The sequence below is a fragment of the Hydrogenophaga sp. LT287 genome, from assembly GCF_055702805.1.
This window is the reverse complement of sequence record NZ_JBVPZC010000019.1, coordinates 19,519-42,668: the sequence shown is the minus strand read 5'-3', so window position 1 is coordinate 42,668 and position 23,150 is coordinate 19,519. Positions and strand designations below refer to the sequence as shown.

The 23,150-nt window shown below is 61.7% G+C and carries 21 protein-coding genes and 1 tRNA gene; 12 read left to right on the top strand and 10 right to left on the bottom strand.

Translation table 11 applies throughout. The features are described from left to right. Positions 1-34: 34 nt before the first annotated feature. From AC0GNR_RS13870 to AC0GNR_RS13855, 4 genes are all read right to left on the bottom strand, one after another. Entirely contained in the window at positions 35-1,663 is a 1,629-nt protein-coding gene (locus AC0GNR_RS13870; protein ID WP_472901519.1) for an ABC transporter ATP-binding protein, read from the bottom strand. Further along, positions 1,660-2,697, bottom strand: coding sequence for an ABC transporter permease (locus AC0GNR_RS13865; protein WP_472901518.1), 1,038 nt, complete (start codon positions 2,695-2,697; stop codon positions 1,660-1,662). Before AC0GNR_RS13865 ends, AC0GNR_RS13870 begins: the two co-directional genes overlap by 4 nt. Next, positions 2,697-3,722, bottom strand: coding sequence for a microcin C ABC transporter permease YejB (locus AC0GNR_RS13860; RefSeq protein ID WP_472901517.1), 1,026 nt, complete (start codon positions 3,720-3,722; stop codon positions 2,697-2,699). The genes AC0GNR_RS13865 and AC0GNR_RS13860 overlap by 1 nt, the downstream gene beginning before the upstream one ends. Before the next feature lie 134 nt (positions 3,723-3,856). Further along, on the bottom strand, positions 3,857-5,635 hold the full coding sequence (locus tag AC0GNR_RS13855; RefSeq protein ID WP_472901516.1) for an extracellular solute-binding protein: 1,779 nt from the start codon (positions 5,633-5,635) through the stop codon (positions 3,857-3,859). Between the two features lie 101 nt (positions 5,636-5,736). Here AC0GNR_RS13855 and fabI point away from each other — a divergent pair, with 101 nt between their 5' ends. Both fabI and AC0GNR_RS13845 read left to right on the top strand, forming a co-directional pair. Then, positions 5,737-6,534, top strand: coding sequence for an enoyl-ACP reductase FabI (gene fabI / locus AC0GNR_RS13850; RefSeq protein ID WP_472901515.1), 798 nt, complete (start codon positions 5,737-5,739; stop codon positions 6,532-6,534). A gap of 32 nt (positions 6,535-6,566) precedes the next feature. Then, positions 6,567-7,481, top strand: a complete 915-nt coding sequence (locus tag AC0GNR_RS13845) for a DNA ligase (RefSeq protein WP_472901514.1) — start codon at positions 6,567-6,569, stop codon at positions 7,479-7,481. A gap of 98 nt (positions 7,482-7,579) precedes the next feature. Here AC0GNR_RS13845 and AC0GNR_RS13840 read toward each other — a convergent pair whose 3' ends face one another. Continuing rightward, positions 7,580-7,795, bottom strand: a complete 216-nt coding sequence (locus AC0GNR_RS13840; protein ID WP_472901513.1) for a YdcH family protein — start codon at positions 7,793-7,795, stop codon at positions 7,580-7,582. Between the two features lie 36 nt (positions 7,796-7,831). After that, positions 7,832-10,114 carry an Orn/Lys/Arg family decarboxylase gene (locus AC0GNR_RS13835; RefSeq protein WP_472901512.1) on the bottom strand — a complete coding sequence of 761 codons (2,283 nt, stop codon included), beginning with the start codon at positions 10,112-10,114 and terminating at the stop codon, positions 7,832-7,834. 224 nt (positions 10,115-10,338) lie between these two features. Between AC0GNR_RS13835 and AC0GNR_RS13830 the strand changes: the two genes are divergently transcribed. From AC0GNR_RS13830 to AC0GNR_RS13815, 4 genes are all read left to right on the top strand, one after another. Then, entirely contained in the window at positions 10,339-10,764 is a 426-nt protein-coding gene (locus AC0GNR_RS13830) for an NfeD family protein (RefSeq protein WP_472901511.1), read from the top strand. An 81-nt stretch (positions 10,765-10,845) separates the two neighbouring features. Next, a complete protein-coding gene (locus AC0GNR_RS13825) occupies positions 10,846-11,760 on the top strand; it encodes an SPFH domain-containing protein (RefSeq protein ID WP_472901510.1) in 915 nt (304 codons plus the stop codon). Positions 11,761-11,780: 20 nt separating this feature from the next. Continuing rightward, positions 11,781-12,167, top strand: coding sequence for a DUF2237 family protein (locus tag AC0GNR_RS13820; protein ID WP_472901509.1), 387 nt, complete (start codon positions 11,781-11,783; stop codon positions 12,165-12,167). A gap of 78 nt (positions 12,168-12,245) precedes the next feature. Beyond that, positions 12,246-12,335 (top strand) — tRNA-Ser (locus AC0GNR_RS13815). 489 nt (positions 12,336-12,824) lie between these two features. On the opposite strand, the gene AC0GNR_RS13810 is transcribed toward AC0GNR_RS13815, so the two are convergent. The 3 genes from AC0GNR_RS13810 to AC0GNR_RS13800 form a co-directional block, all read right to left on the bottom strand. Further along, positions 12,825-14,000: a branched-chain amino acid ABC transporter substrate-binding protein gene (locus AC0GNR_RS13810; RefSeq protein ID WP_472901508.1), complete on the bottom strand. Its 1,176-nt coding sequence runs from the start codon at positions 13,998-14,000 to the stop codon at positions 12,825-12,827. Between the two features lie 239 nt (positions 14,001-14,239). After that, complete coding sequence (locus AC0GNR_RS13805; RefSeq protein ID WP_472901507.1) at positions 14,240-14,683, bottom strand: DNA polymerase III subunit chi; 444 nt, start codon at positions 14,681-14,683, stop codon at positions 14,240-14,242. Between the two features lie 27 nt (positions 14,684-14,710). After that, positions 14,711-16,222 carry a leucyl aminopeptidase gene (locus AC0GNR_RS13800; protein ID WP_472901506.1) on the bottom strand — a complete coding sequence of 504 codons (1,512 nt, stop codon included), beginning with the start codon at positions 16,220-16,222 and terminating at the stop codon, positions 14,711-14,713. Between the two features lie 25 nt (positions 16,223-16,247). On the opposite strand from AC0GNR_RS13800, the gene lptF reads away from it, so the two are divergent. From lptF to AC0GNR_RS13775, 5 genes are all read left to right on the top strand, one after another. Continuing rightward, complete coding sequence (gene lptF / locus AC0GNR_RS13795) at positions 16,248-17,372, top strand: LPS export ABC transporter permease LptF (protein ID WP_472901505.1); 1,125 nt, start codon at positions 16,248-16,250, stop codon at positions 17,370-17,372. Beyond that, complete coding sequence (gene lptG / locus AC0GNR_RS13790) at positions 17,369-18,487, top strand: LPS export ABC transporter permease LptG (protein WP_472901504.1); 1,119 nt, start codon at positions 17,369-17,371, stop codon at positions 18,485-18,487. The genes lptF and lptG overlap by 4 nt, the downstream gene beginning before the upstream one ends. Before the next feature lie 7 nt (positions 18,488-18,494). Beyond that, a complete protein-coding gene (locus tag AC0GNR_RS13785; protein WP_472901503.1) occupies positions 18,495-18,860 on the top strand; it encodes a sirohydrochlorin chelatase in 366 nt (121 codons plus the stop codon). After that, a complete protein-coding gene (locus AC0GNR_RS13780; RefSeq protein ID WP_472901502.1) occupies positions 18,857-19,801 on the top strand; it encodes a CysB family HTH-type transcriptional regulator in 945 nt (314 codons plus the stop codon). The genes AC0GNR_RS13785 and AC0GNR_RS13780 overlap by 4 nt, the downstream gene beginning before the upstream one ends. 113 nt (positions 19,802-19,914) lie before the next feature. After that, a complete protein-coding gene (locus AC0GNR_RS13775; RefSeq protein ID WP_472901501.1) occupies positions 19,915-21,093 on the top strand; it encodes a pyridoxal phosphate-dependent aminotransferase in 1,179 nt (392 codons plus the stop codon). A gap of 17 nt (positions 21,094-21,110) precedes the next feature. Here the strand turns inward: AC0GNR_RS13775 and AC0GNR_RS13770 are convergent, their stop codons facing one another. Next, positions 21,111-21,827, bottom strand: a complete 717-nt coding sequence (locus AC0GNR_RS13770; protein ID WP_472901500.1) for a twin-arginine translocation signal domain-containing protein — start codon at positions 21,825-21,827, stop codon at positions 21,111-21,113. A gap of 310 nt (positions 21,828-22,137) precedes the next feature. Here AC0GNR_RS13770 and AC0GNR_RS13765 point away from each other — a divergent pair, with 310 nt between their 5' ends. After that, positions 22,138-23,121: a FecR domain-containing protein gene (locus tag AC0GNR_RS13765; RefSeq protein ID WP_472901499.1), complete on the top strand. Its 984-nt coding sequence runs from the start codon at positions 22,138-22,140 to the stop codon at positions 23,119-23,121. Positions 23,122-23,150 lie beyond the last annotated feature (29 nt).

Genomic DNA, 23,150 nt, shown 5'->3' with positions numbered 1-23,150 from the left:
AAACGAGCGGATGCCAGCACGCGCACCCGGCAGCTCAAGCGGCGGCTTGAACCAGCGTACGTGTGTAGGGATGGGCGGGCTGCTGAAGAACCTGTTGCACCAAACCGTGCTCCACCACCTGGCCATCTTTCATGACGAGCACGTCATGGGCCATGGCGCGAATCACGTCCACGTCGTGCGTGATCAGCAAATAGCTCAGCCCGCGCTCGCGCTGCAGGCGCTGCAGCAGGGCGAGCACCTGTTTTTGCACCGTCACGTCCAACGCGCTGGTGGGTTCGTCCAGCACCAGCACTTGCGGGCCCACGATCAGCGCTCGGGCAATGGCCAACCGCTGGCGCTGCCCGCCTGAAAACTCGTGCGGGTAGCGCTGCAACCAGTCGCCGGCCTGGGTGGGGTCTTGCACCAGACCCACTTCGGCCAGTGCGGCCACCACGCGCTGGCGCCGCTGCTCTTGCCGCAGTTCCGGCTCGTGAACCAGCAGGCCTTCGCCCACGATCTGTTCGATGGTCATGCGGGGTGAGAGCGATGAAAACGGGTCTTGGAACACCACCTGGATGCGCTGGCGCAGCGACCGGCTTTGGCCTGTCCTCTGCGCCTCGGCCCAATCGGTACCCGTGACTTGCAGGCTGCCCTGGTGCGGCAGCAGGCCGAGTGCTGCCAGTGCCAGGGTGGATTTGCCCGAGCCAGACTCTCCCATGACGCCCAGCGTTTGACCCGGTGCCAAGTCCAGGTCAGCGCCCTGCACTGCCACATAGGCGCCTTTTTTGAACCAGCCTTTGATGCCCGGCAGCGGCACGGGATAGCTCACCCGCATCTGCCGGGCCTGCAACACCGGGGGTGCAGCAGATACGACGGCGGCTTCCACCACATCGCGTTCCGGCCTGCTGGCGAGCAACATCTGGGTGTAGGGGTGTTGCGGCGCGGCAAACACGTCGGCGACAGCGCCCTGCTCCACCAACAGCCCGCGCTCCATCACCGCCACCCGATCGGCAAAGCGCCGAACCAGGTTCAAGTCGTGCGTGATCAGCAGCACGGCCATGCCGTGCTGGCGCTGCAAGTCGGCCAACAGATCCAGAATCTGGCCGCGCAGGCTCACGTCGAGCGCCGTGGTGGGCTCGTCGGCCAGCAGCAGCTTGGGTTGGCTCGCCAGCGCCATGGCGATCATGGCGCGCTGGCGCTGGCCGCCGCTGAGCTGGTGGGGATAAGCGCCAGCGCGGCGAGCCGGTTCGGGAATGCCGGTGGAAGCCAGCAGTTCCACCGTGCCGGCCAACGCCTGGCGCGGCGTAAAACCTTTTTTAAGTTGCAGCACCTCGCCGATCTGGTCGCCCACGGTGTAAAGCGGGTTGAGCGCCGTCATGGGTTCCTGGAAGATGATGGCCACCTCGTCGCCACGCACACCGCGCAACTGGTGTTCACTCATCTGCAGCAGGTCGCGCCCCTGCAGCAAAGCAGAGCCGCTGACTTGCGCGTTGTGCACCAGGCGCAGAAGCGAAAGCGCCGACACGGTTTTGCCCGACCCAGACTCTCCCACCAAGGCCAGCTTTTCACCCGCCGCAATGGAAAAGTCGATGTTTCGCACCACCGCGTGTCCACCGAAGGCCACGCTCAAACCGGTGACCTGCAGCAGGGGCTCTTTGGCGGCCGGGCTTGAGCGCTCCGTCATTTATCGGCCTTTCGAGGGTCCAGTGCATCGCGCAGCGCATCGCCCATGAAGGTGAGCAGCAGCAGCGTGACCACCAACACGGCAAAGGTGGACATCGAAATCCACCAGGCATCGATGTTGTTTTTGCCTTGGCTCAACAGCTCGCCCAGGGAAGGCGTGCCCGGCGGCACGCCCAACCCCAGAAAGTCCAGCGAAGTGAGCGCCAGGATGGCCGCACTCATGCGAAACGGCAGAAACGTGACCACCGGCGTGAGGCTGTTGGGCAGCACATGGCGCCAGATGATCTGCCAGCTGGACAGACCCATGGCACGCGCTGCGCGCACGTAGTCCAGCTGGCGGTTGCGCAAAAATTCGGCGCGCACGTAGTCGCTCAGGCCCATCCAGCCAAACAGACTAAGCAAGATCAGCAGCAAGCTGATGCTGGGCGCAAACACGGCAGAAAAAATGATGAGCAGGTACAGCTCGGGCATGGAGCCCCAGATTTCAATGAAGCGCTGGAAAGCGAGGTCGGTCTTGCCCCCAAAAAAGCCCTGAATGGCGCCGGTGACAACGCCCAGCACCACGCCGATGAAGGTGAGCGCCAAGGCAAACAACACACTGACGCGAAAACCGTAGATCAGCTGCGCCAGCAGGTCGCGCCCCCGATCGTCGGTACCCAGCCAGTTGTCACTTGTGGGCGCTGACGGGTTGGGCTCTTTGGCAAAGTAATTGAGCGTCTTGGGGCCGTAGGGGTTGGGCGCGTACACGGCCCAGTTGTCACCCCGAGTGATTTGTTCACGGATATAGGGGTCCAGGTAGTCGGTGGCGGTTTCGAAATCGCCACCAAACGTGGTTTCCGGGTAACTCTGAGCGATGGGGAAATAGGTTTTTCCCTCGTAGCGCACCATCAGCGGCCGGTCGTTGGACAGCAGCTCGGCAAACAGGCTGGCGACCACCAGCACACAAAAGACCACCAAACTCCAATAGCCCAGGCGGTTGCGCTTGAAGCGCTGCCAGGCGCGACGAGAAGGCGATGCAGAACTTGTCGGGGCCATCAGTCGAACTTCACGCGGGGGTCGACCCAGACGTAGCAAAGGTCGGAGATCAGTTTCGTCACCAGCCCGATCAGTGTGAACAAAAACAGCGTGCCCAGCACCACGGGGTAATCGCGCCGTATCACGCTCTCAAAGCTCAACAGGCCCAGCCCGTCGAGCGAAAACAGGGTTTCGATCAGCAACGAGCCCGCAAAAAAAGCGCCGATGAACGCACTGGGAAAACCGGTGACGATGGGAATGAGCGCGTTGCGAAAAATGTGTTTCCACAGCACCTGGCGCTCGCTCAAGCCTTTGGCCCGCGCTGTCATCACGTATTGCTTGCGTATTTCTTCCAGAAAGGCATTTTTGGTCAGCATGGTGGTGACGGCAAAACTGCCCAGCACCATGGCGGTGATGGGCAGGGTGATGTGCCACAGGTAGTCCACAATGCGCGCCGCCCAGCTGAGCTCCTCCCAGTTGGACGAGGTGAGCCCGCGCAGCGGAAACCACTGCAGCTGGCCACCAAAAATCACCAGCAAAGCCACGCCAAGCACAAAGCCGGGAATGGCGTAACCAATCAGCACCAGCAGGGTGGTGACCAGATCAAACCGCGACCCCGCGCGCACCGCCTTGGCCACACCCAGGGGCACGGCAACCAGGTAACTGATAAAGAAAGTCCACAAGCCCAGGCTGATGGACACCGGGAGTTTTTCCACAATCAGCTCGGACACGGCCTTGTTTTGAAAAAAGCTGGTGCCCAAGTCAAACCGCGCAAACTGGCCGACCATCTGGAAAAAACGCTCGTGCGCCGGTTTGTCAAAGCCATACAGGGCTTTGACTTGCTCCAGCCGCTGCGGGTCAACGCCTTGGGCGCCGCGGTACACCGACCCGCCTTCGGCAGAACCGCCCTGCCCGGTTCGCGCTTCGGCCAGGTACTGCTCAACCGGGCCACCGGGCACAAACTGGATCACCACAAACGTGAGCAACAAAACCCCAAACAGCGTCGGGATCATGAGCAAAATGCGTTTGAGAATGTAGAACCACATAGAGGGGATGTTTTAACCGACAAGGCCAACAGCATGGAGAAGCCGCTGCCGACCCAGAACATCGCGCAACGGGCTTTGCCGGGCCGCCGATGTTGCCCCCTTGGAGATTGATGCGCACAGCGCAGAGCGAGGCCTCATTTGGCCCACCACGTGTCGATGGCCCAGGTTTCACCGGCTGCGTAGGGCGGCATCTCAGCGGGTCGGGCGAGCCGCCAGGCGTTGTACACCATGCGGTGGGTGGTGGCCGACCACTGCGGCACCAGGTAATGGCTGTGGCTGATGACGCGGTCCAGCGCTCGGCAGGCGGCCAAAAACTCGGGTTTCGATGGCGCATTCGACATGCGGGCAATGAGTGCGTCCACCGCCGGGCTGGCCACACCGGCGAAGTTGCCAGAGTCTTCCGTTTTGGCCGCTTGGCTGCCAAACAGATCGGCGTATTCCGCGCCTGGGTTGTGGGTGCCGCCGTAGGCGATCGAGATGATGTCGAAGTCAAACGTGCGCAAGCGCTGCTGGTACAGCGCAAAGTCGACCGGACGAAACTTGAGTTCAATGCCCAGCTTTTCCAGGTTGCGCGCCCAGGGCGTGACCACACGGGCGCCGGTTTCGTTGCTGTCCAGGTACTCAAGCACCATGGCCTCGCCCCGGGCGTTGCGCAGCTGACCGCCCTGCACCGTCCAGCCCGCTTCGCGCAGCAAGGCCTGCGCGCGCCGCAGATTGCCGCGCAGCGAGCTGGCGCCGTCGGTGCGCGGCGGCACCAGCATGGGTCCAAAAGCGGCCGGCGGCAGTTGACCGCGCCAGGGCGCCATCAGCGCCAGTTCGTCCGTGCCGGGCGTGTCCGTGGGCGAGCAGTCGGTGTTACCAAACAGGCCCTGCACACGCTGGTAAGCGTTGTAGAACATCTGGCGGTTCATCCACTCGTAGTCCATGGCCAGACCCAGCGCCTCGCGCACGCGGACATCGGTCAGCGGGGCACGGCGCGTGTTCAGCACATAGCTTTGAAAACCCGTGGGCAGGCGGTGTTTGAGCTCGGCCTTGACGAGCTCACCCGTATCAAACCGTTTGCCGTTGACACGGCGCGCCCAGTCTCCGGCTGAAAAGAAACGCATCAAGTCAAACTCGCCCGCCTTCAGCGCTTCCAGTTTGGCGGTGTTGTCTTTGTAAATTTTGACCAGGATGCGGTCGAAATTGGCGCTGCCACGGCGCACCGGCAGGTCGCGTGCCCAGTAGGCCGGGTCGCGCACATAGGTGATGTCTTTGCCAAACTGCACCGGGCCTATTTTGTAGGGCCCGCTGCCAATGGGTGGGTCCATCACCACCTGGTCAAAGGTCTTGCGCTGGCCCGTTTTGGGGTCGATGGCATTGCCCCAGGCCCGACTGAACACCGGCAGGCCGCCCACAGTCAGAGGCAGTTCGCGGTTGGGCTTTTTGAAACGGTAGCGCACGGTGCGCTCGTCGATCACGTCCAGCCCGGCCACGTCTTCCAGAATGGTTTTGAAAGCGGGCGACGTGTGCGGGCCCATGAGGGTGTCGAAACTGTGTTTCACGTCTGCGGCCAGCACCGGATCGCCGTTGTGAAAGCGCGCAGCGCTACGCAACCGGAACGTGACCGACAAGCCGTCTGGCGCCGCCGCCACATCTTCGGCCAGCAAGCCGTAACCGGCACCGGTTTCGTCCAGCGCCCCCACCAGCAGGGTGTCAAACATCAGGTTGGACAGGTAGGCCGGCGCGCTGCCCCGCAGGGTGAACGGGTTGTATTTATCGAAGGTGGACACCCGCAGGTTGCTCACCAGCTTCAGGTCACCGCCTTTGGGCGCAGCGGGGTTCACGTATTCAAAGTGGGAAAAACCGGCCGGATACTTCAGGTCGCCCCACAGTGCGTAGCCGTGGGCTGCCCATGCCGCAGGGCATGCCATGACCAGCCACGCAGCAACCGCCAAGGGGGTCCGGGAGCGAAGGAAGTGGCGGGTAATGCGCATGCGACAATTCTGCTGGAATTTTCTTTGGAGATTGAACAATGGGTTTTCTCGCAGGCAAAAAATTGCTGATCACGGGCGTACTGTCCAACCGCTCGATCGCCTATGGCATCGCCAAGGCCTGCCACCAGCAAGGCGCCGAACTGGCGTTCAGCTATGTGGGTGAGCGTTTCAAGGACCGCATTACCGAATTCGCTGCCGACTTCGATTCGAAACTGATCTTTGATTGCGACGTGGGTTCTGACGAGCAGATCGAAAAAATGTTCGCTGACCTCTCGCTGGTCTGGCCGCAATTTGACGGCTTTGTACACAGCATCGGTTTCGCACCGCGCGAAGCCATTGCCGGTGACTTCCTGGAAGGCCTGTCGCGCGAGAGCTTTCGCATTGCCCACGACATCAGTGCCTACAGCTTCCCGGCCATGGCCAAGGCTGCGCTGCCCATGCTGAACAACAAGTCGGCCCTGCTGACCCTGACGTACCTGGGCGCCCTGCGCACGGTGCCCAACTACAACACCATGGGCCTGGCCAAAGCGAGTCTGGAAGCGTCGGTGCGTTACCTGGCTGAGTCGCTCGGCCCCAGGGGCATGCGTGTCAACGGTATCAGCGCCGGCCCCATCAAAACCCTGGCTGCCAGCGGCATCAAAGACTTTGGCAAGCTGCTCGGCATGGTGGCCAGCGCGTCGCCGCTGCGCCGCAACGTGACGATTGAAGACGTGGGCAACGTGGCCGCGTTCCTGATGTCCGACCTGGCTGGCGGCGTCACGGCAGAAATCACCTACGTGGACGGTGGCTTCAGCCACACCGCAGGCGTGAGCCGAGACAGCGACGCTGTGGCCTGAACCCCACGTTGAACGCAGCCATCAACGTTCTCGTGGCTGCGCCAACCTCTTCCAGCAGGCGCCGCCTGCTGATCGCTGGGTTGGCACTGGGGCTTGGCTGGCCCCTGGCTGCGGCGTGGGCCAACCCCAACCAGCCGCCAGCGCTCATGCTCTCGGGCGTGTACCGGCTGGGCACCCCGCTTGAAGCCTACTGGCTCAGCGAAAAATACGACGGTCTTCGCGGCTACTGGGACGGCCAGCGCTTGCTGACCCGTGGCGGTCAGACCGTGCAGGCACCCAGCTGGTTCACCGCCGGGTGGCCCGCGGTTCCCATGGACGGCGAGCTGTGGGCTGGTCGCGGCCGGTTTGAACAAGCGCTGTCCACCGTGCGCCAGCAAACACCCAACGAAGAGGGTTGGCGCGGCATCCGATTCATGGTGTTTGACCTGCCTGCGCACACGGGCACCTTCACCCAGCGCATCAGCGCCTACCAGCAACTGGTGGGCCAGTTGTCACAGCCCTGGGTGCAAGCGGTGCAGCAAGAAAAAGTCAGCACCCACGCCGAGCTGATGAAACGGCTGGACCGCATGGTGCGCGACGGTGGCGAGGGCCTGATGCTTCACCGGGGCGACGCGCTGTACCGCGCGGTGCGCAGCGACGACTTGCTGAAAGTCAAGACCCACGAGGACGCAGAAGCGCGGGTGACGGGCCACCTGCCCGGCCAAGGCAAATACGCCAACAGCCTGGGTGCGCTGCAGGTGCAAACACCCGATGGCCGCCAGTTTCGGCTGGGGTCTGGCTTGACCGATGCACAGCGGCACAACCCGCCGGCAGTGGGTGCCTGGGTAACCTACCGTTTTCGCGGCCTGCACGCTAGCGGCCTGCCCCGTTTTGCCAGCTTCGTGCGCGTGCGCGACGACATGAACACACTCACACCCGAAATCGCCCCAACACCCCGCCAGCCGTGACGGCTGACCGCCCTCGCCCGCCGGCGCTGAAGACGAAAAAAAGCCCCTGAAGCGACCGGTGGGTCACGTCAGGGGCCTCGGGATCACGTCAACCAGCGTCAGGCACTCGCTTTGCGCAAGATCTCGTACAACTCGTCTTTGAGCAGCAGCTTTTCCTTCTTCAACTGCTCAATTTGAAACTGTGAACCAGCTTCAATACCAGCTTCCATGTTTTTGATGGTCTGGTCCAGCGCGTTGTGCTTGTCAAACAGGCGGGTGAAGTGGTGGTCGTGGCCCTTGAGTTGGGTGATCAGGTCGCGGTATTCAGGAAACATTCAAACTCCTTTCAGTGCAGGTAAGAATCTGACAGGTTACCCCGCTTTGACGCAATCGGCAAAGTAGCGTTTGCGGCCTTCTTCGTCCTTCACCTCGACCAGGCCGTGGATGTCGGTCTCGAAGCCAGGACACTGGGCGTTGAACTCCCGCGCAAACTTGAGGTAGTCCACGATCTTCTTGTTGAACACCTCGCCGGGGATCAACAACGGGATACCCGGCGGGTAAGGCGTGACCAGACTGGTGGTGATGCGACCTTCCAGTTCGTCGATCGGCACGCGCTCGGTGGTGCGCTGCGCAATGTGCGCAAACGCGTCGGTGGGCTTCATGGCTGGCGTCAAATCGCTCAGGTACATCTCGGTCGTGAGCCGCGCAATGTCGTACTTGGCGTACAGCGTGTGCACGTGCTGGCACAGATCGCGCAAACCCATCTGCTCGTAGCGCGGGTACTTCTGGCAGAACTCCGGCAGGATGCGCCACATGGGCTGGTTCTTGGCGTAGTCGTCCTTGAACTGCTGCAAGGCGGTCAGCAGCGTGTTCCAGCGGCCCTTGGTGATGCCGATGGTGAACAGGATGAAGAAGCTGTAGAGGCCTGTTTTCTCCACGACCACGCCGTGCTCGGCGAGAAATTTGGTCACGATGGAGGCCGGAATGCCGGTTTCAGCAAACTGGCCGTCCAGATTCAGACCTGGGGTAACGATGGTGGCCTTGATCGGGTCCAGCATGTTGAAGCCCGGCGCCATGTCGCCAAAACCGTGCCAGTCGTTGTCGGTCGGTTGCCAGTCGGGTTTGCGGTTGAGCACCCAGTCGCTGGCCTCGCCCATGCCCTCTTCTTCCAGCGTCTCAGGGCCCCACACCTGGAACCACCAGTCGTCTTCACCAAACTCAGCCTCCACCTTGCGCATGGCGCGGCGAAAGTTCAGCGCTTCCATGATGCTTTCTTCCACCAGGGCACGGCCACCGGGTGGCTCCATCATGGCGGCAGCCACGTCGCAGCTGGCGATGATGGCGTACTGCGGGCTGGTGCTGGTGTGCATCAGGTAAGCCTCGTTGAAGAGGTGGCGGTCCAGCTTCACGTTTTGTGAGTCTTGCACCAGCACATGGCTGGCCTGGCTGATGCCCGCCAGCAGCTTGTGAATGGACTGCGTGGCGTACACGACAGACTCTTTCGGACGCACCCGCTTTTTGCCCATGGCGTGGAAGTTGCCGTAAAACGGGTGAAACGCCGCGTGCGGCAGCCAGGCCTCATCAAAATGCAGGTTGGCCACATAGCCGTCCAGCATTTCCTTGATGGCCTCGGTGTTGTAAAGCACACCGTCGTAGGTGGACTGCGTCAGCGTGAGCACACGCGGCTTGACCGCGTCGGCATCCACACCGGCCAGCAGCGGGTTGGCGCGGATCTTGGCCTTGATCGAATCGATCTCGAACTCGCTCTGCGGGATCGGCCCGATGATGCCGTAGTGGTTGCGCGTGGGCTTCAAAAAGACGGGAATAGCGCCCGTCATGATGATGCTGTGCAGGATGGACTTGTGGCAATTTCGATCCACCACCACCACGTCACCTGGCGCCACCGTGTGGTGCCACACCATCTTGTTGCTGGTGCTGGTGCCGTTGGTCACGAAGAAGCAGTGGTCGGCATTGAAGATGCGCGCCGCATTGCGCTCGGAGGCGCCGATGGCGCCGTTGTGGTCGAGCAGCTGGCCGAGCTCTTCCACCGCGTTGCACACGTCGGCGCGCAACATGTTTTCACCAAAAAACTGGTGAAACATCTGGCCCACCGGGCTCTTCAAAAACGCGACGCCACCCGAGTGGCCAGGGCAGTGCCAGGAATACGAGCCGTCTTCGGCGTAGTCCAGCAGCGCTTTGAAGAACGGCGGCTGAATCCCTTCCAGGTAGCTCTTGGCTTCACGGATGATGTGGCGCGCCACAAACTCGGGCGTGTCCTCAAACATGTGGATGAATCCATGCAGTTCGCGCAAGATGTCGTTGGGCAGGTGGCGGCTGGTTTTGGTTTCGCCGTAGATGTAGATCGGCACGTCGGCGTTTTTCCAGCGCACCTCTTCAATAAACTTGCGCAAATTCAGCACCACCGGGTCTAGATCGGGGCCGTGGCTGAACTCCTCGTCGTCGATCGACAAAATAAACGCACTGGCGCGCGACTGCTGCTGGGCAAACTGGGAGAGGTCGCCGTAGCTGGTCACGCCCACCACCTCAAAACCCTCGGTTTCAATGGCTTGCGCGAGCGCCCGAATGCCCAGACCCGAGGTGTTTTCAGAGCGGAAGTCCTCGTCAATGATGACGATGGGGAAGCGAAATTTCATGGCAATCTCCAGCCTTGCTAGGGGCACTCAGGTGAGAAAAAAGGGCGGGCAAAAAACACAACGCAGCCAAAAGCGGCAAAGCAGGCGCGAAGTGTACGGAAATCAGCAGGCCGCTCCCGGTGCGGGCAGGCTTTTGTCGCAGAATGTGGCGCAAGCCTGACATATCAACCCATGGGGGTTTCTCGTGACGCCCGCTTATTTTCGTTCCATAGGAAGGCTGATGTATGTCTGATTCAACACTCTGGTGGCTGCTGGCTGGCTCGGCGGTGGCGCTGGAGCTTTTCACGGGCACGTTTTACCTGCTGATGCTGGCTGTGGGCATGGCCGCCGCCGCCCTGGCTGCCCATGCCGGCGCTGGCACGGCGGTGCAGCTGGTCTGCGCTGCTGTGGTGGGCTCAGCCGCGGTGGTCGGCTGGTACATCCGCAAAAAGCGCAACCCCGCAGACCCGTCGGTGCGCACCATGCGCAGCGTCAACCTGGATGTGGGTGAAATCATTCAGGTAGACGAATGGTTGGCCGATGGCACGGCCAGCGTGAAATACCGTGGCGCGCAGTGGAGCGTGGTCCAGCGCCCCGGCAACGCAAACGAGCCCGGCGCTCACCGCGTCATTGAACTGCTGGGGAACCGCCTGGTGGTCGAAAAAGTCTGACCCCCAACGCAGTTCCCACCCACAGTCACGAAACTCGACTACCCTGCCCTTTTACCAACCTCTAAAAAGAGCCCCCACACCATGGAACTTGCCGTTCTCCTGTTTGTTATTGCAGCGATCTTCATCACCCGATCCATCAAGGTCGTGCCCCAGCAAAACTCCTGGGTGATTGAGCGCCTGGGCAAGTACCACGGCTCACTGGCGCCCGGGCTCAATTTCCTTGTGCCCTTCATCGACAGGGTGGCCTACAAGCACAGCCTGAAGGAAATTCCGCTGGACGTGCCCAGTCAGGTTTGCATCACGCGCGACAACACCCAACTCCAGGTCGACGGCATTCTGTACTTTCAGGTCACAGACCCCATGCGCGCCAGCTACGGCTCGTCCAACTACATCATGGCGGTCACGCAACTGGCCCAAACGTCGCTGCGTTCCGTGATCGGCAAACTTGAACTCGACAAGACCTTCGAAGAGCGCGACATCATCAACGCACAAGTGGTGCAGGCGATTGACGAAGCCGCTCTGAACTGGGGTGTGAAGGTGCTCCGCTACGAAATCAAGGACCTGACCCCGCCCAAGGAAATCCTGCACGCCATGCAGGCCCAGATCACCGCCGAACGCGAAAAGCGCGCGCTGATCGCAGCTTCCGAAGGCCGCCGCCAAGAGCAGATCAACATCGCCACCGGCGAACGCGAGGCGTTCATTGCCCGATCTGAAGGTGAAAAACAGGCTGCCATCAACAACGCCCAAGGCGAAGCCGCCGCGATCACCGAAGTGGCCAATGCCACCGCCATGGCCATCGAACGGGTGGCGGCCGCCATTCGGCAACCGGGCGGCGAAATGGCCGTGCAACTCAAAGTGGCTGAACGCGCGGTGGACGCCTATGGCAAAGTGGCCGCGGATTCCAACACCACACTTATCGTGCCCAGCAACATGACCGAAGTCTCTGCCCTGATCACCTCGGCCATGAAGATGATTGGCACCGGAAAACCCAGCTGAATACCTGGCGCACTCGAACCATGAGCCGCAATGTTTTGGGCGAAGAGCTGCTGCCCTGCTCCTACGACCCACTGACCGGGTATTTTCGCGATGGCTGCTGCCGCACCGACGAAAGCGACCTGGGCACACACGTGGTGTGCGCCCGTGTCACCCAGGCCTTTCTGGATTATTCGCTCAGCCGAGGCAACGACCTGATGACGCCCCGGCCCGAGTGGCGCTTTTCTGGACTGAAGCCCGGCGACCGATGGTGCCTGTGCGTGCTGCGCTGGCTCGAAGCCCTCCAGGCAGGTGTGGCACCGCCGGTGGTTCTGAACAGCACCCACGAAAAGGCGCTGGAACATGTTGCGCTGGACGTGCTGCGGCAGCACGCATGGCAGAAGGCAGCCGACGGGCCCTCTGTGCACTGAAAACGATCATTTCTGGGTGGCACACAACCGAGCGCCTTAAAAATCAGCCGCGGCGCCTGCTATAATGCAGGGCTGCCTGGAGAGGTGGATGAGTGGTTTAAGTCGCACGCCTGGAAAGCGTGTGTGGGTTTATCCCCACCGCGGGTTCGAATCCCGCCCTCTCCGCCAAAAATGACGTAAGCCCTTGAATCTAAACGGATAGTTGCGATTCAAGGGCTTTTTCGTTTCTGAGTGGTACACCAGCCTGGTACACCATCGATAGACTGTCTCTCACGAAAGACGATGAGATGTTCAGACACTCCCCTGCACAGGCGCAGCGACATCTACTACTTCAGAGCCAAAGTCCCCGTCGATTTATTGCCTTGCTACCAGGGCGAGACCAGCGAGAGCCTTTCTGGGGTGTTTCCTTCAAACAGGGAGATCAGCGCAGACAGTAAAGAGCAGAGGTGTACGAAGTAGCGTCCTCCTGAGCTGCACCAGGACGGTCTTGTGCTCTACGATTCACCAATCGAGCAGAAAAAGAAATGCGGTAAGTCTTTAATTTGTTTCGGTCTTGGTAATCAGCTTCACATCACCCGACTAAATGCAAAAAACCACCCGAAGGTGGTTCTTGGCTGGCTGTCAGACCTTGCGGGGCTGACAGCACAAGGGCGGCAATCAGCGAATGACGGCCAATGTGGTGCGTGCACCGGCCTTATAGGTCATCAGCGTCAGGGCGCCGTTTTTGATGTCGCCTTTTTCGTCAAAAGCGATGTTGCCGGTCACGCCTTTGTAGTCCGTGGCTTTCAGGGCTGGCAGGTACTTGGCTGGGTCGGCAGAGTTGGCGGTCACCATGGCGTTGGCCATGACTTTCACAGCGTCATAAACGTAGGGTGCGTACACCTGAACGTCAGCGCCAAACTTGGCTTTGAAGTCTTCACGGAACTTGTCCATGCCGGCTTTCTGCTCGCCTTCCACACCACCGGCTTCAGCGCAGTACACCTGGTCGTCGGCCATGCCGTCGCCAGCCAGCTTGGGCAGCTCGCTGGAGCAGATGCCGTCGCCACCCATGAACTTGGCGTTGATGCCGAGCGCTTTCATTTGCTTGAGCATGGGGCCGGCCACAGCGTCCATACCGCCGAAGAACACGACGTCAGGCTTCTTGGCCTTCAGGGTGGTCAGGATGGCGTTGAAGTCGGTGGCTTTGTCGTTGGTGAATTCACGACCCACCACGGTGCCGCCCGCTGCGATCACGCCTTTTTCGAACTCGTCAGCCACGCCCTGGCCGTACGCGGTGCGGTCGTCGATGACGGCCACGGTTTTGGCGGTCAGCGTTTCCACAGCGTATTTACCCAGCGTGCCGCCCAGGTGCACGTCGTCAGCCACCATGCGGAACACGCCCGCATAACCCTGGCGGGTGTACTTGGGGTTGGTGGCCGAGGGGGAAATCTGGGGAATGCCAGCGTCGTTGTAGATCTGCGAAGCGGGAATGGTGGTACCCGAGTTCAGGTGACCAATCACGCCTGCGACCTTGGCATCGACCAGCTTGGTGGCGGCAGCGGTGCCCTGCTTGGGGTCGCCAGCGTCGTCTTCAGCCAGCAGCTCAAACGTGGTGGGCTTGCCGTCGATCATCAGGCCCGCTGCGTTCAGCTCTTCGATGGCCATCTTGGCGCCGTTTTCGTTGTCCTTGCCGAGGTGAGCAATGCCACCGCTGGTGGGACCGACGTGACCAATCTTAATGACTTGGGCTTCAACAGCGGCGGGTGCCGCAGCTGGAGCAGCAGCAGGTGCAGCCTCTTCTTTTTTACCGCAAGCGGCCAAAGCGACAGCCGCTGCGATCACGGCCAGTTTCATGTTCAGGTGCATAGTTATCCTCGGGAAGGAATGAAAGTTGGAATGCGGAGGGAACTTTTTTCTCCACATTCATAAAGATACTCTAAAAAATCACTTTATTGCAGCAACGACCAGGAACTGCGGGGGTGTTCAAGGGTTTGCCCGCAGGTCGATCACACCAAAGAATGCCTCATTAGCGCCACGCATGCCGTGCGAGACCTGTTCGATGCGCTACACACGCAGGCCAAGCCCGGTCTCCATCAGTCCTGCGGGGCCAGTTGCAGATCGTGCCGAACCGGTTCAATACCGCTCTGTTTGTAAGCTCGCCAACGTTCGCGAGCCTGCAAGCGGTCGTCCTCGTCCTGTGTCACCACCTCAATCACCCGCCCAAAGCGCGCGTACCCAGGTGGCAAGCTGGTGCTCAGATTCACCAAGACAGCGGACTCGATGCCCTCCAGGCTTTCAGGGAGTTCGCTGTACAGCTGAACGGGCGAGCGCTGGAGCACCATCGGCGGATCGCCTTCACAGCCATGCGGAATGAACTCACCCTGGGCAAAGGTCCATAAGGCGGTGTCCAGTGCAGACAGCGCCTGGGCATCGGTACGCACCACCAACCGGGCACCTTTCAGGTAGCCCTTGCGCAACAAGCGGCAAGCGTAGCTTTGCTTGTCAGGCGCATTGAAATGAAAAGCCACCTCGGTCATGTTGGATGTATCCAATGTCCCAGCCGCTCAGGCCTTGCGTGCGCGCTTGGTGGCTTTTTTCTTGGGCTCGTGGCTGGCTTCTGGCGCTGGCCGCGCCGCTTCGTCCAGCAGGTATTGCAACAGCAGCGGCACAGGTCGACCGGTGGAGCCTTTGGCGGCGCCACTTTTCCAGGCCGTGCCGGCAATGTCCAGGTGTGCCCAGGGCAGATCGGCTGTGAACTTCTGCAAAAATTTGGCGGCAGTGATGGAGCCGCCGGCGCGCCCGGCCACGTTGCCCATGTCGGCAAAATTGGACTTGAGACCTTCGGCGTACTCATCGTCCAGGGGCATGCGCCAGCAAGGGTCCAGCGCACTTTCACCGGCTTGTTGCAGGGCTGCAGCGATGTCGTCGTGCGCTGAGAACAGACCTGAGCGCACGGCGCCCAGGGCAATCACACAGGCGCCAGTCAGGGTGGCGATGTCCACCACGCTGCGGGGCTTGAAACGGGCCGCGTAGGTGAGCGCATCACACAAGATCAGCCGACCTTCGGCGTCGGTGTTGAGAATTTCAATGGTCTGCCCGCTCATGCTGGTCACCACATCGCCGGGCTTCACGGCCTGGCCGTCGGGCATGTTTTCGCAGCTGGGGATCAGTCCCACCACGTTGATGGCTGGTTGCAGCTCGGCCAGCGCGGCAAAAGTGCCGAGCACACTGGCCGCACCACCCATGTCGAACTTCATTTCGTCCATTTCGGCAGCGGGTTTGATGGAAATTCCGCCCGTGTCAAACGTGATGCCCTTGCCCACCAGCACCACCGGCGCGCTGGACTTTGCCGCACCGGTGTAGTGCATGACGATGAAGCGCAGGGGCTCCACCGAACCCCGGGCCACCGACATGAACGCACCCATGCCCAAAGCGGCCACCTCTTTGGGGCCCAGCACCTCGGTCTTCATGCCCGGCTTGCGCCCGATCTTGCGAGCGGCGTCGGCCAGCATGCTGGGCGTGGCGTGGTTGGCCGGGCGGTTGGCCCATTCTTTGGCGAACTCAACGCCAGTCACCATGGCCTTGCCGGCATCAAAAGCCGCTTGAACCGCCGACGCATCGGCCACCGCCACCACCACCTGTTGCAGCGCGCGCGCCTTGGCTGATGGCTTGGTGGTGGTGTAGGTGTAGCTGGCGTCTGCACAAGCTTGCACCGCCGCACGCACCGCACCGTTGTCGTTGTCCAGCAGGCTCAGCACGAGACCGAGTTTCTTGATGTTGGGCTGTTTGAGCGAAGCCAAACCGGCCGCGACGGCCTTGAGCACCGCAGCGGCTGAGCCGTTGCCCGCACGCACCAGCACCACGCGGCTCGCCTTGATGCCTGGCACACGGTAACAAGACAGCGTTTTGCCCAGGCCGGCTTCCAGGTCCCCCTTGCTGGCCGCTTCCGACGTGAGGGTGGCCAGAGCACCCGCCAGCGGCGTGGCCGACAGGGCATCGGGCACCAGCACCAGCAAGGCATCGGCAGCCATGGCGGCGGCTTGTTCGGGCGAGAGGGATTTAAGTTCGAAGTCCATAATTGCGTTTTCCTGTTGTCATTCAATGTTATTCCATTCTTCCATTCGCAAAGAGCTGGCCCGCAGCTTCGGGGCCACGCTGGTGGTGCTGTTCACCATCGTGCTGACCATGCTGCTGATTCGCACGCTGGGTCTGGCCTCGCGTGGCAGCGTCAACCCCGAAGAAATCATGCTGGTGCTGGGTTACACCGTGCTCGGGCGCATGCCCACCATCCTGACGCTGGCGCTGTTCATTGCCATCGTGTTCACGCTCTCGCGTATGTACCGCGACAGCGAAATGATCATCTGGTTTGCCAGCGGGCGTTCGCTGGGGGGGTTTATGGCCCCTGTGATGCGCTTCGCCTGGCCGATCTTGCTGGTCATTTCCTTGATGGTGTTTTTTGTATGGCCCTGGGCCAATCAGCAAACCGAGGAACTGCGCAGCCGTTTCCAGAAACGTGGCGACCTGGAACGCATTGCGCCCGGGCAGTTCCAGGAATCGTCCAGCGGTCGCCGCGTGTTCTTTATTGACAAAGACACCGCCGACGGCACCGAGGGCCGCAACATCTTCATTTCCAGCAAGGAAGATGACGGCCGCGAAACCATCACCTCGGCGCGCTCGGGTCGCATCGAATGGATTGACGAACAGCAGGTGCTGATGCTCAACAACGGGCAGCGACTTGAAATTGCTGCTGACCAAAGCAGTCTGCGCGTGAGCGAGTTTGAAGAATATGGCACCCTCGTGGGTGAAGGCGAGACGGTGGTCGGCAGCGCGCAAGGGCTGAAGGCGCGCCCCAGCTGGGAGCTGATTCGCAACCCCAGCCAGGCCAATCTGGGTGAGTTGGGGTGGCGTGTTGGCATGGCCTTGACGGCCTTCAATTTTGTGCTGATTGCACTCGCGACCACGGCGGGTAACCCCCGCGCGGGGCGCGGTGGCAACCTGTTCTTCACCTTGTTTGCGTTCGTGTTTTATTACAACCTGCTCAATCTGGGCCAAAGCTGGGTGTCCAAAGGTTTTGTCGGTTTGGGCCTATTCATGGTCATGCTGCATGGCGCAGTGTTTGTGCTGGCCCTCTTGTGGCTGGCCAAGCGGCACAACAACCTGACCCTGCGAGACTGGCTCCTCACCTGGCGAGACAAGGGTCAGCGTGCCCAGGAGGCTCGCGCATGAAGACCATTCGCCGCCTGATCTACGGAGAAATTTTTGTGGCTGTGGGCTTTGTGCTCCTGGCGTTTCTGTCGCTGTTCTTTTTCTTCGACTTTGTCGAAGAATTGCCCGCGCTGGGTCGTGTGTCTCCGCTGGACGCCAACCTGGTCTACGAAATTCGCCACGCCTTGCTTTACGTGCTGCTGCTGATGCCGAGCCGGGTCTACGAACTCATGCCCATTGCCGTGCTGATTGGCTCGGTTTTTGTGCTGGCGCGGCTGGCGCAGGGTTCGGAATACACCATTCTGCGCACCAGTGGCCTAGGCCCCTGGCGGGCGCTGCGCACCTTGCTGGGTCTGGGCACCATCTTTGTCGCCTTGACGTTTGCCATTGGCGACTACGTGGCGCCGTTGGCCGACAAAACGGCCCAGTTGCTCAAGGCCTCTTACCAGGGCCGCATCAGCCTGGGCCAAACCGGCGCCTGGCTGAAAGAGCGGCAGGCCTACAGCAATTTTTCGGTCAATGTGGGCTCGCTTTCGCCGCAAGGTGAATTGGGCGATGTGCGTATTTTCGAGTTCGACAACCAGGGCTTTCTGGTGTCCACCGTGCAGGCCAAGGCGGGACAAATCGAAACCGACGAGTCGTGGACACTGATGCAGGTGGAGCGGCGCGAATTCGACACCGCCGGGCTGGCTTCGGCGCGCATCACCCGCAGCAAGCTGGACACCTTCCGTTGGCCCAGCAGCATCAGCACCGAAATGGTGTCGGTGGCGCTGCTCAAACCCGAGCGCATGCGCACCGCCGACCTGTTTGCCTACATTCGCCACCTGGAAGCCAACAACCAGACCGCCCAGCGCTACGAAATCGAGTTCTGGCGCAAAGTGTTTTATCCCCTGAGTTGCCTAGTCATGGTGGTGTTGGCCCTGCCCTTTGCCTACCTGCATTTCCGCTCGGGCAGCATCACCGGCTATGTGTTTGGCGGTGTTTTGATCGGCATCAGTTTTTTCCTGCTCAACAACGTGTTCGGCTACATCGGCAACCTCAACCAGTGGCAACCCTGGCTGGCTGCGGCGTCGCCGTCCCTCATTTATTCGGTTTTTTCACTGGGCGCCTTTGGCTGGCTGGTGCTTCGACGATAGGTTCAACATGCTTGGTGTGATTGTTTTTGCCCATGGTTCGCGCGACCCGCTGTGGCGCTTGCCGGTGGAGTCGGTGGCGCAGCAAATTGAGCGCAGCGACCCCGCTGCCCGGGTGTCGTGCGCCTACCTGGAACTGTGCGAGCCCGACATGGCCACCGCTGCGCGCCAGATGGTGGCGCAAGGCGTGAGCCGTGTGCGCGTGCTGCCGCTGTTTTTTGGCATGGGCAAGCACGCCCGCGAAGACCTGCCAGTGCTCATGGCCGAGTTGGCCCAGGCCCACCCCGGCGTGCGGTTTGAACAACTGCCTGCCGCCGGCGAAGACCCGCGCCTGACTGCGCTGCTGGCCACCATAGCCCTTGAAGAGGCCACATGAACCTGCACCAGTTCCGTTTTGTGCAGGAAGCGGTGCGCCGCAACCTGAACCTGACCGAAGCGGCCAAAGCCCTGCACACCTCGCAGCCCGGGGTGTCCAAGGCCATCATCGAGCTGGAAGACGAACTGGGCATCGAGATCTTTGCCCGCCACGGCAAGCGCATCAAACGCGTCACCGAGCCTGGCGCGCAGGTGCTCAAAAGCATTGAAATCATCTTGCGCGAGGTGAACAACCTCAAGCGCATTGGCGAGCAGTATTCGGCCCAAGACAGTGGCACGCTGTCGATTGCCACCACCCACACGCAGGCCCGCTATGTGCTGCCCGGACCAGTGGCCGCGCTGCGCCAGGCTTACCCCAAGGTCGGTATCAGCCTGCACCAGGGCTCGCCCGACCAGGTGGCCAAAATGCTGATGGAAGAAGTGGCAGAAATCGGCGTGGCCACCGAGTCGCTGGTGAACTACCCCGAACTCGTAACCCTGCCCTGCTACGAATGGCAACACGTGCTGGTGTTCCCGTTTGACCACCCGCTGCTGGCGCGTGAGCGCATCACGCTGGAAGACCTGGCCCAGGTGCCGCTCATCACCTACCACCCCAGCTTCACCGGCCGCACCCGCATTGACCAGGCCTTTGCCTTGCGCCACCTGCAGCCCAACGTGGTGCTGGAAGCCATCGACTCGGACGTGATCAAGACCTATGTGAAGCTCGGCATGGGCGTGGGCATCGTGGCCGAAATGGCCATGAGCGGCGACAACCAGACGCCCGACCTGGTGGCGCGCCCCGCCGCGCAGTTGTTTGGCCACAACCTGGCGCGCGTGGCCTTCAAGCGCGGCACCTATTTGCGCCATTTCGTGCTGCGCTTTGCCGAGTTGTTGAGCAACCGCCTGACGCGTGATTCGATCTTGCGCGCCATGAGCGGCACACCCGATGACTATGAACTGTGACTCCCCCCGCGCCGGCCTGACGGCCTTCACCCCCCAGGGGGCAACACCTGCGGCCTGGCGAAGCCCGTTCGGCGGTGTTCTGGCTGGGGCTACCTTGATCTCCGGACATTGATATGCCATCTCCATTGCCCCACACCCCCGCCCTCACCTCGCGGCTGCCCAAAGTAGGCACCACCATCTTCACCGTCATGTCGGCGCTGGCGGCCGAAACCGGTGCGGTCAACCTGGGGCAGGGTTTCCCTGACTTTGACTGCGACCCGGCGCTGGTGAATGCTGTGACGCAGGCCATGCAGGCCGGCCATAACCAGTATCCGCCCATGCCCGGCGTGCCCGCCCTGCGCCAGGCCATGGCCGCCAAAATGCAGGCGCTTTACGGCTTGGCCTGTGACCCGAACACGGAAATCACCGTGACCGCAGGTGCCACCCAGGCCATCCTCACCACCATCTTGGCGGTGGTGCACCCGGGCGACGAGGTGATCGTGCTGGAGCCTTGCTACGACAGCTATGTGCCCAACATCGAGCTGGCCGGCGGCGTGGTGGTGCGTGTGCCGCTCACACCCGGCAGCTTCCGGCCCGACTTTGAACGTATCAGCGCGGCCATCACGCCGCGCACCCGCGCCATCCTCATCAACAGCCCGCACAACCCCAGCGGCCAGGTGTGGAGCGAGGCCGACATGCTCCAGCTGCAAGACCTGCTGGCGCCCACCGACATTTTGCTGATCAGCGACGAGGTGTACGAGCACATGGTGTTCGACGGCCAGCAGCACCAAAGCGCGGCGCGATTCCCCGGCCTGGCTGCGCGCGCATTCATCATCAGCAGCTTTGGCAAAACCTACCATGTGACCGGCTGGAAGGTGGGCACCGTGGTGGCGCCGGCCACACTCACCACCGAGTTTCGCAAGGTGCACCAGTTCAATGTGTTTACCGTGAACACGCCCATGCAACACGCGCTGGCCGCCTACATGGCCGACCCGGCGCCGTATTTGAACCTGCCGGCTTTCTACCAGCGCAAACGCGACCTGTTTCGCAGCGGGCTGGCCAGCACCCGCTTCAAGTTGCTACCGGGCGCCGGCACCTATTTCCAGTGCGTGGACATCTCTGGCCTGGCGGTGCCCGAGCGCGACCTGCCCGAGGCCGAGTTTTGCCAGTGGCTTACGCGTGAAATGGGTGTGGCGGCCATTCCGCTGTCGGCGTTTTACGGCAACGGTTTTGATCAAAAAGTGGTGCGCTTTTGCTTCGCCAAGCAGGACGACACGCTGCGCGAGGCGCTCAAGCGGCTCGCCCGCTTGTGAGCCACTGAACCCGCAGCTCAGCAGCGCACGGCGTTGCGGCAAAAACTGTCCAGCTCACGCACCATGCTGCGGCCCACCACCGCTTGTTTGGCGCGTGGGCCCGCTTCCAGGCTCAGTTTCATTTCGTACTTTTTGAAAAAGTCGTCAAACAGCTCACCACCCAAGGTGCCCGTGGCTGTGAGGGTGTCGGCCTTGGGGTCGTGTTCCAGCAGCACCGCACAGAGCGGCTGTTCTGCCGGGCCACCCAGCACCTGCGCACCACGCGCCGGGTCGTACTGGCTGTGGTCGGCGCAGCAATGAATCAAGTCACTGCCTTTGCTGGGTGTCTGGGGGTTGACCGCAGCACCTTTGCGAAAGCTGATGAAACTCAGGTCTTTGGTGGGATACACCAGCTTGTGCGCGCAAATGGCCGAAAACGCCACCAGGCTGCGCGCCGGGCCCACCCCACCAGGCCACTGGTAAGCCTGCTGCTCCCGCGTGCGCAGGCTGGTGGCCAGCGCCGGCTTGCCCAGGTCGAGCAAAAACACCGGCGTGGCTTCAAACGGGTAATGGAAAACATAGTTGGTCTGCGCCCGCAGGCGCGAGGCCTTGATGGGCTGGCCCATCTCATCGGTGAGCAACACCCGGCCATACGCGCGAGGCTTGGCGTCCGCCGCCCAGGCCTGCCCTGCCAGGGTGGCCGCCAGCGCGCCAGCGCCCAAAGCACAACTCTCCACAAAGTCACGACGGTCCATGCGTTGCTCCTCATTGATCGACAGCGGCCAAACCCAATGGCCTCCACAGTGAAACGCAAGCACTGGCGTGCTGTCAACCCAACTCAAAAATAGGACAGCGGCACGGCGGGGTAACCCCTGCCCACAACACCCTTTCCAGCCGCCAAGTGAGCAGATTGGTGACTTACTTCACTACAAACGCGATGAAAGCGGAGGATTCACGCCATTTGCCGTCAACCGCTGAATCCAACGATTGTCTCGGTGCGTACCTTCAATGTGGCCACAGGCTGCCGATAAACCGCCTGTCACTCCGTTTTTATTGAGGTACCGCATGTTCATCAACCCAAACAACCGCGCTTCTGTCACCGTTCGCCCCACTGTCCAGAGCACGAATGGGCTTCGAAAAAGCTGGATCGCCCGCGGCGCGTCGACACTGATCCTGGCCGCCATCGCCTGGGGTCTGGGTCAACCCAGCCATGCAGCGGCTGCCAACACGGTGGTGGAAGCGGTGCAACTGCCCGCCTGGGTGGAGCGCCAGGGCCAGCGCCGCCCGGCCCAGCCAGGCCAGCTGCTGCGGGACAACGACAAGGCCGTGACCGCAGACGGCGCACGCATGCTGCTGCGCCTGCCCGACCGCTCGGTGATCAAGCTGGGCGAGCAAACCCAGTTTCACATTGAAACCATGGTGGCCAAGCAACAGGGCACCGCCGGTCCGTCTGAAATCAAGTCCAGCTTGCGCTTGATCACCGGCGTGTTTCGATACGCAACCGACTACACCAGCAAGGCGCTGGGCCACAAGCGCGAGCTGAACCTGCAACTGGCCACCGCTACCGTGGGCATTCGCGGCACCGACTTCTGGAGCATGACCGACGCCGAACACGATGCCGTGTGTGTGTTTGACGGCAGCGTGGCCGTGGAGCGCGAGGCGAAACCCGACATCACCCTGGACAAGCCCGGTGCTTTCTGGGTGGTCTTCACCGGTCAGCCCGAAAAGCCCGCCGGCCAGGCCACGCCCGATCAGCTGGCGAAGTTCATTGGCCAGGCCGAAATGCAACCGGGCAGCGGCATCTTGCTGCAGGGTGGGCGCTGGCGCACGGTGGCAGGCTTGTCGTCCAGCGTGGCAGAGGCTGCCGCTTTGCGCGTGCGCCTGCAAACCGCTGGTTACCCCGCCGAGATGGTGGCCAAAAATGGTCGCCATGAAGTGCGCATCAACCAGCTGGCCACCCGGGAAGACGCAGAAGCCGTGCTGGCACGGCTGCAGGCCAACACCGACCTGAAGGTGACCCAGGGCCGCGTCGCGCTGGCGGCCGACTGAGCGTACCGAGCACCCTGAGGCGGCCCGCG